Here is a 6,630-nt window from a genome sequence, read left to right as displayed (position 1 = left end):
CGCGCCGGCCCCGTGGGGAGACGGGACCGGCGACAGCACCCCGGCGACGGCCTCGTGCAGCATGGCCAGGTATTCGGCTTCCTCACAGCGGGGCTTGCTGCCCATCCGGTACAGGTCGAGCGTGTCGTCCGGATCGTCGGTGATGTCCTCGTCGGGCAGATCCTCGATGAGCGCGTCGAGGTGGGAAGGCATACGGCCCCCTCTTGCCGGCCCGGCGGGCCGGCGTCGTCGGTGGGGGGAACCTAACCCCGACGGGCCGGTAGGTACAGGGGCCGGAAGGGTACGGCCGGACCGCGCCCGACGACTCGGACGCCCCGGGGAGGTCCGTGCCGCGGGGCACCCGGACAATGGGCCTGTGCCCCACATCCCCGCAGCGTCCCCGTCAGCGAAGCCGCCCGCCGCAGCCCGGCGACGCGGTGACGCCACCCCCACGCCGTACGTGGACCTCAGCCGCGCGGAGTGGAGCGCGCTGCGGGAACGCACGCCGCTGCCGCTGACCGCGGACGAGGTGGAGCGGCTGCGCGGTCTCGGGGACGTCGTCGACCTGGACGAGGTGCGGGACATCTACCTGCCGCTCTCGCGCCTGCTGAACCTGTACGTCGGCGCGACCCACGGCCTCCGCGGCGCCGTCAACACCTTTCTGGGCGCCGGCGCCCAGCCGGGCACACCGTTCGTCATAGGCGTGGCGGGCAGTGTCGCGGTCGGCAAGTCCACCACCGCCCGCCTGTTGCAGGCGCTGCTGGCCCGCTGGCCCGAGCACCCCAGGGTGGAGCTGGTCACCACGGACGGGTTCCTGCTGCCGAACGCGGAGTTGCACCGCCGCGACCTGATGTCCCGCAAGGGGTTCCCGGAGTCCTACGACCGGCGGGCGCTGACCCGGTTCGTGGCGGACGTCAAGGCCGGCAAGGAGACGGTGAGCGCGCCCGTCTACTCGCACCTGATCTACGACATCGTGCCCGACGAGCGGCTGACCGTGCGGCGTCCGGACATCCTCATCGTCGAGGGCCTGAACGTGCTCCAGCCCGCGCTGCCGGGCAAGGACGGCCGGACCCGGGTGAGCGTCGCCGACTACTTCGACTTCTCCGTGTACGTGGACGCCCGCACCGAGGACATCGAGCGCTGGTACCTCGACCGTTTCCGCAAGCTGCGCGAGACGGCGTTCCAGAACCCGTTCTCCTACTTCCGCAAGTACACCCAGGTCTCCGAGGAGGAGGCCCTGGACTACGCGCGCACGACCTGGCGCACCATCAACCGGGCCAACCTGGAGCAGAACATCGCCCCGACGAGGAGCCGGGCCGGTCTCGTCCTGCGCAAGGGCCAGGACCACACCGTGCAGCGGCTCTCCCTCCGCAAGCTCTGACGGGCGCCCGCCCCGGACCGGGGCCGGGGCGCTCGCTTCAGCCGTCGGGCCGTCAAGTCGTCGGGCCGTCAGCCGTCGGCCGCGAGGTCGGCGGCGATCACCTTGCGGAGGCGCTCCGTTCCCCCGAGCCAGAGGTCGCCCGCGCCCTCCCCGGTCCACAGGTCGAGCAGCTCCGACGGCCCGGTGTCCGCCCGGTCCAGCGCGGTGACGGCCAACTCCCGCAGCTCCGGCGGCAGTGGGGGAAGCGGCCGGTCCGGGCCGTAGGCCGTCGTGACGGGTTCACCGCCCGCGCACTGCGAGGCGACCAGCGCGGCGGCGGCCTCCACCACGGCCGCCACGCCGCCGTCCAGATAGCCCGTGGTCTCGCTCGCGCGGCGGAGGGCGTCCCGCAGCAGCCCGGCCCGTTCGGCCTCGGCGGCGTCGTCCAGCGTGTGCGAGAAGTCCGCCGCGGCGTCGTTGTCGAAGTAGCCGATCTCCCAGGTGCCCATGCCGTCTCCCCGTTCGCACGTCGTTGCGAACACCCTGCCATCTGGCGCTGACAACGCCCGCGGGGCCGGCCTCCGGTCAGGCGTCCGGTGGCGCGAACAGCGCCTGGACGGTCTCGGTGGCCAGGTCGCGCAGCCAGGCATGGGCGTGGTCGTCGTCATAACGCTGGTGCCACAGCAGGTACAGGGGCACGTCGGGCAACCGGAGCGGCGGCGGCAGGGTGACCAGACCGAGTCGGTCCCGGGCCGCGCGGGTGACCGCGTCGGGGAGGGTGACCACCAGGTCGGTGTCGCGCGCGAGTTGCAGCGCGAAGGCGGCGGTGGGCCCGGCGGCGACGACGCGTCGTTCGAGGCCGCACGCGGTCAGGGCGTCGTCGACCGAGTCGCGCAGGCTGCCGCGCCGCGAGACGGTGAGGTGTTCGGCGGCCGCGTAGCGGTCGGCGCTCAGCACACCCTCGGCGAGCGGGTGATCAGGGCGGACGGCGACGACCAGCCGGTCCCTGCCGAGGAGGCGGTGGCGGATGTCGGGAAGTCCCGGCTGACCGGAGCTGGATTCGAGGTCGACCTCACCCCGGCGCGACCCGGGGGTGTCCGTGCCGGGTTCGGCGGCCAGCCGCAGCCGGGCGCCGGGGGCCTGGCGGCGGACGGCCGTGGTCAGGGCGGTGCCGCAGGCCGCGGTCAGGGTGTCGTGCCAGCGCACGGTGAAAACCCGGTCCAGAGCCGCCAGGTCGAGTTCCTGCCGCGCGGACAGGAGGTGGTGGGCCTGCTGCACGAGGGTGTGGACCTGGGAGCGCATGGCCAGCGCGCGGGGGGTGGGCACCATGCTGCGACCGGTGCGGACCAGGATCTGGTCACCGGTGGCCTTGCGGATGCGGCCCAGGGAGCGGCTCATCGCCGGTGCGGTGACGTGGAGGCGGGCTGCGGCGCCGGTGACACTGCCCTCTTCCAGCAGTGCGTCCAGAGCCGTGAGCAGGTTCAAGTCCAGTTGCATGAAAGTCAATCTACAAGTGAAAAGCATGCACTTGTTGTTAATCAGCGGGCGGCCTACCTTCGAGACGTGGACGCGGGACGAACCGCGTCGACAGACCCCAGGGAGCCCTCGATGAGCACAGCCATGCCCTTCGCCGCCGACACGACGCTCCTGCCGGACGTGACCGCTGCGGTGCAGACCGCCGGACGCACGCTGCGCGACCGTTCCACCGCACACGCCCGCGGCGTGAGTCTTGACGAGGTCGTCGAGGAGATCCACGCCAACGACGACGCGGTGCTGGACGTGCTGCGGGAACCGCTGCTGCGGGCCCGGCCAGGCTCGCGGTGGGCCGAGGACGAGCTGGCAGGCGGCGCGCTCCCGGCCGGGGAGTGGTGGGTCGTCGACCCCGCCGAGGGCAACGTCAACCACGTGCACGGCATGGACGACTGGGCCGTCACCGCCACCCTGGTCCGCGACAACCGGCCGGTGCTCACCGTCGTCCACCTGCCGCTGACCGGTGACACCTACACCGCCGTCGCGGGCGGCGGTGCCCGCCTCAACGACCGGCTCCTGAAGGTGTCCGCCAAGACCAACCTGGGCGCCGCGCTCGTCGGCACCGGCCAGGCCAGGCCGGACGAGGGCGAGCGCACTTTCCGGCGGATCGGCGACTCCGTCACCGCCATGCTCGTCAACGGCCTGGTCGTGCGCGTGTCCGTTCCCGCGACGATGCAGCTCATCCACGTCGCCGCCGGACGCACGGACGCCTTCTGGCAGTTCTCCGACGTCCGCTCCGGCCTGGTCGCCGGCGCTCTGCTGGTCTCCGAGGCGGGGGGCACCGTCACCGACCTGACCGGCGAGGCATGGAGCACAGCCAGCCGCGACTTCCTGGCCGCCGCCCCCGGCGTCCACGCCGCCGCCCTGGAGGTCCTGTCACCGATCGCCTGACCGCACGATTTTCCCCACCCGACATCACACACCCGACATCACAAGGAGCGTCACCTCATGGCCAGTATCGCCATCCTGGGCACCGGCCGCGTCGGCACCAACCTCGCCGGCAGGCTCTCCACCGCGGGACACCGCGTCACTCTCGGCAGCCGGACCGCGCGGCACACCGCGGACCGCGCCGCCGGGGCCGATCCGCGGATCACCGTCACCGACCAGCGCACCGCGGCCCGCACCGCGGACCTCGTGATCAACGCGACCCCCGGTGACAGCTCCCTGGCCCGCCTCACCGACCTGCGCACCGAGCTCTCCGGGAAGGTCCTCGTCGACGTCTCCAACGCCACCCGCGACGCCGAGGACGGCCTGCCCGGCGACCTGTGCCACCCCGGCGGCAGCCTCGCCGAGGAACTCCACGCCGCGCTCCCCGACACCCACGTGGTCAAGACCCTCAACACCATGCTGTTCACGGTCATGACCGCTCCCGAAACCCTGGCCACCCCGCCGACCGTCTACCTCTCGGGCGACGACAAGACCGCGAAGCAGACCGTCACCGGCCTGCTCACCGACCTGGGCTGGCAGCCCGCCTGGATCGAGGACCTCGGGGGCATCAGCACGGCCCGCGCCACCGAGGCCATGATCCTGGTCGTGCCCCACGTCCTGCGCCGGCACGGCTTCCAGCCTTTCGCCGTCTCCCTCTCCCGCTGACCGCCGAGACGACCGCCGGCACCACAGAACCGAACACCTCGCCGCACTTGCGCGCCGACACCGGCACCCGGTTCAGACGGCGTCCGTGGCCGCCCGGTGGAGCGCGTCCAGCGCCATGGGCCAGGCGTGCCGGAAGTTCTCGAGATAACCGGGGCCGAGTTCCCCGTGCCGCTCCCAGCCGCTGTGCCGCACCTCGACGAGGGTGCCCGCGCCCTGCGCGGTGAACGTCACGGAGACCTCGGTGGCCTGGTCGGCGCGGGGGACGGGCACCCGGTCGGGTCCGATCTGCCAGCTGAAGACCAGCCCGTTCGGCGGGTCCCAGGCCAGGACGCGCCCCCAGTCCCAGCGCAGCCCGTGCTCCCCGATCTCGTACAGCGCGCCGTCGAGCCGTTCGTCCATGCCCATGCCGGTGAGGTTCTCGGCACCGGACCAGGAGAACTCCGCCGGCCACCACCGGGAGAGGCCGGAGGTGAAGAGGGTGAAGGAGGCCTGTTGATCCGTCGGAAGCTCCACTGCCGCGTTCGCCGTCTCAGCATCCATGCTCCGACCGTAACGCAACCGCCGGGCGCTGGTCCGGCACCGATTCCGCGTCACCCGGGGGCGGACGCCGCCGGGTGACGGGCCCCGGGCCCGGCGGCACCGGGCCCACAACGAAGGGGGCGCCCGCCGGGATCCGAGATCCGGCAGGCGCCCCCTTCGGCGGGTTCAGCCCAGCGTGGTCTTGACGACGTCGGCCAGCCGGCCGGCGACCGCGCGGGCCTGCTCGATGTCGGCGGCCTCGACCATCACCCGTACCAGCGGTTCGGTGCCGGAAGGGCGCAGCAGCACCCGGCCCGTCTCACCCAGTTCACGCTCGGCGTCGCTGACCGCGGCGGCCAGCTCCCCCGACGTCGTCACCCGTGAGCGGTCCACGTCCGGCACGTTGATCAGGACCTGCGGCAGCCGCTCCATCACGGTGACCAGCTCGGCCAGCGGCGTGCCGGTCGCGGCCACGCGGGCGGCCAGCATCAGACCGGTCAGCGTGCCGTCGCCGGTGGTGGCGTGGTCCAGCGCGATGACGTGGCCGGACTGCTCCCCGCCGAGCGAGTAGCCACCGCGCTTGAGCTCCTCCAGCACGTAGCGGTCGCCGACGGCGGTCTGGAGCAGTTCGACGCCCTCCCGCTGCATGGCCAACTTGAAGCCGAGGTTGGACATGACCGTCGCCACCACGGTGTTCTTCCGCAGCGAGCCGGCCTCCTTCATCGCCAGGGCCAGGACCGCGAGGATCTGGTCGCCGTCGACCTCCGCGCCGGTGCCGTCCACGGCCAGGCAGCGGTCGGCGTCACCGTCGTGGGCGACGCCCAGGTCCGCGCCGTGCTCCAGCACCGCGGCCCGCAGGCCGGCCAGGTGGGTGGAGCCGCAGTCCTGGTTGATGTTGAGGCCGTTCGGCTCGGCACCGATGGTGACGATCTCCGCGCCGGCCCGGGCGAACGCCTCCGGGGACACGCGGGCGGCGGCGCCGTGCGCGCCGTCGATGACGACCTTCAGACCGTCGAGCCGGTTCGGCAGCACACCGGTGAGGTGTGCGACGTAGTTGTCGAAGCCCTCGGCGTAGTCGGTGACCCGGCCGACGCCGGAACCGGTGGGCCGGTCCCAGCCCTCACCCGTGCTGTGGCCCTGGTAGAGCGCCTCGATGCGGTCCTCCAGCGCGTCGGCGAGCTTGTGCCCGCCGCGGGCGAAGAACTTGATGCCGTTGTCCGGCATCGGGTTGTGGCTCGCGGAGAGCATCACGCCGAGGTCGGCACCGAGCGAACCGGTGAGGTACGCCACCGCCGGGGTCGGCAGCACGCCCACCCGCAGCACGTCGACGCCCGCGCTGGCCAGCCCGGCGACCACGGCGGCCTCCAGGAACTCTCCCGAAGCGCGCGGGTCACGGCCCACCACCGCCACCGGGCGGTGGCCTTCGAAGGTGCCCGCCTCGGCGAGCACATGCGCCGCCGCGACCGACAGGCCGAGCGCCAGCTCGGCTGTGAGGTCGGCGTTGGCGACGCCCCGTACCCCGTCCGTTCCGAAGAGTCGTCCCACGTGTTCCTCCGAGATGTGCGAGCCGTGACCTCCGGGGCTGATCCGGACGGCTGTTCCAGGTATACGCCCCGGCTGCCGTGGTGGGCAGTCGCGGGGCCGGCGGC

7 protein-coding genes and 1 pseudogene are annotated in these 6,630 nt (G+C 72.9%); 3 read left to right on the top strand and 5 right to left on the bottom strand.

Features of this window, described 5'->3' with window-relative positions:
* Positions 1-192: pseudogene (locus ACYVE9_RS12150) on the bottom strand (hypothetical protein); the annotation flags it as partial.
* A gap of 247 nt (positions 193-439) precedes the next feature.
* Here ACYVE9_RS12150 and coaA point away from each other — a divergent pair.
* Positions 440-1,360, top strand: coding sequence for a type I pantothenate kinase (gene coaA / locus ACYVE9_RS12145; RefSeq protein ID WP_461027811.1), 921 nt, complete (start codon positions 440-442; stop codon positions 1,358-1,360).
* A gap of 68 nt (positions 1,361-1,428) precedes the next feature.
* Here the strand turns inward: coaA and ACYVE9_RS12140 are convergent, their stop codons facing one another.
* On the bottom strand, positions 1,429-1,848 hold the full coding sequence (locus ACYVE9_RS12140; protein WP_461027810.1) for a DUF4259 domain-containing protein: 420 nt from the start codon (positions 1,846-1,848) through the stop codon (positions 1,429-1,431).
* A 76-nt stretch (positions 1,849-1,924) separates the two neighbouring features.
* Positions 1,925-2,836 carry a LysR family transcriptional regulator gene (locus ACYVE9_RS12135; protein ID WP_461027809.1) on the bottom strand — a complete coding sequence of 304 codons (912 nt, stop codon included), beginning with the start codon at positions 2,834-2,836 and terminating at the stop codon, positions 1,925-1,927.
* Positions 2,837-2,947: 111 nt separating this feature from the next.
* Here ACYVE9_RS12135 and ACYVE9_RS12130 point away from each other — a divergent pair, with 111 nt between their 5' ends.
* Positions 2,948-3,760, top strand: coding sequence for an inositol monophosphatase family protein (locus tag ACYVE9_RS12130; protein WP_461027808.1), 813 nt, complete (start codon positions 2,948-2,950; stop codon positions 3,758-3,760).
* A gap of 57 nt (positions 3,761-3,817) precedes the next feature.
* Entirely contained in the window at positions 3,818-4,462 is a 645-nt protein-coding gene (locus tag ACYVE9_RS12125; protein WP_461027807.1) for an NADPH-dependent F420 reductase, read from the top strand.
* A gap of 72 nt (positions 4,463-4,534) precedes the next feature.
* Here ACYVE9_RS12125 and ACYVE9_RS12120 read toward each other — a convergent pair whose 3' ends face one another.
* Positions 4,535-5,002, bottom strand: coding sequence for an SRPBCC domain-containing protein (locus ACYVE9_RS12120; protein ID WP_461027806.1), 468 nt, complete (start codon positions 5,000-5,002; stop codon positions 4,535-4,537).
* Between the two features lie 165 nt (positions 5,003-5,167).
* Positions 5,168-6,526 (bottom strand): phosphoglucosamine mutase, encoded by a 1,359-nt coding sequence (glmM, locus tag ACYVE9_RS12115; RefSeq protein WP_461027805.1) that lies wholly within the window; start codon positions 6,524-6,526, stop codon positions 5,168-5,170.
* Between the last annotated feature and the right edge of the window lie 104 nt (positions 6,527-6,630).

This window comes from Streptomyces sparsus, from assembly GCF_054776295.1.
The sequence above is the reverse complement of the archived record's forward strand: the minus strand, read 5'-3'. Positions and strand labels throughout refer to the sequence as shown.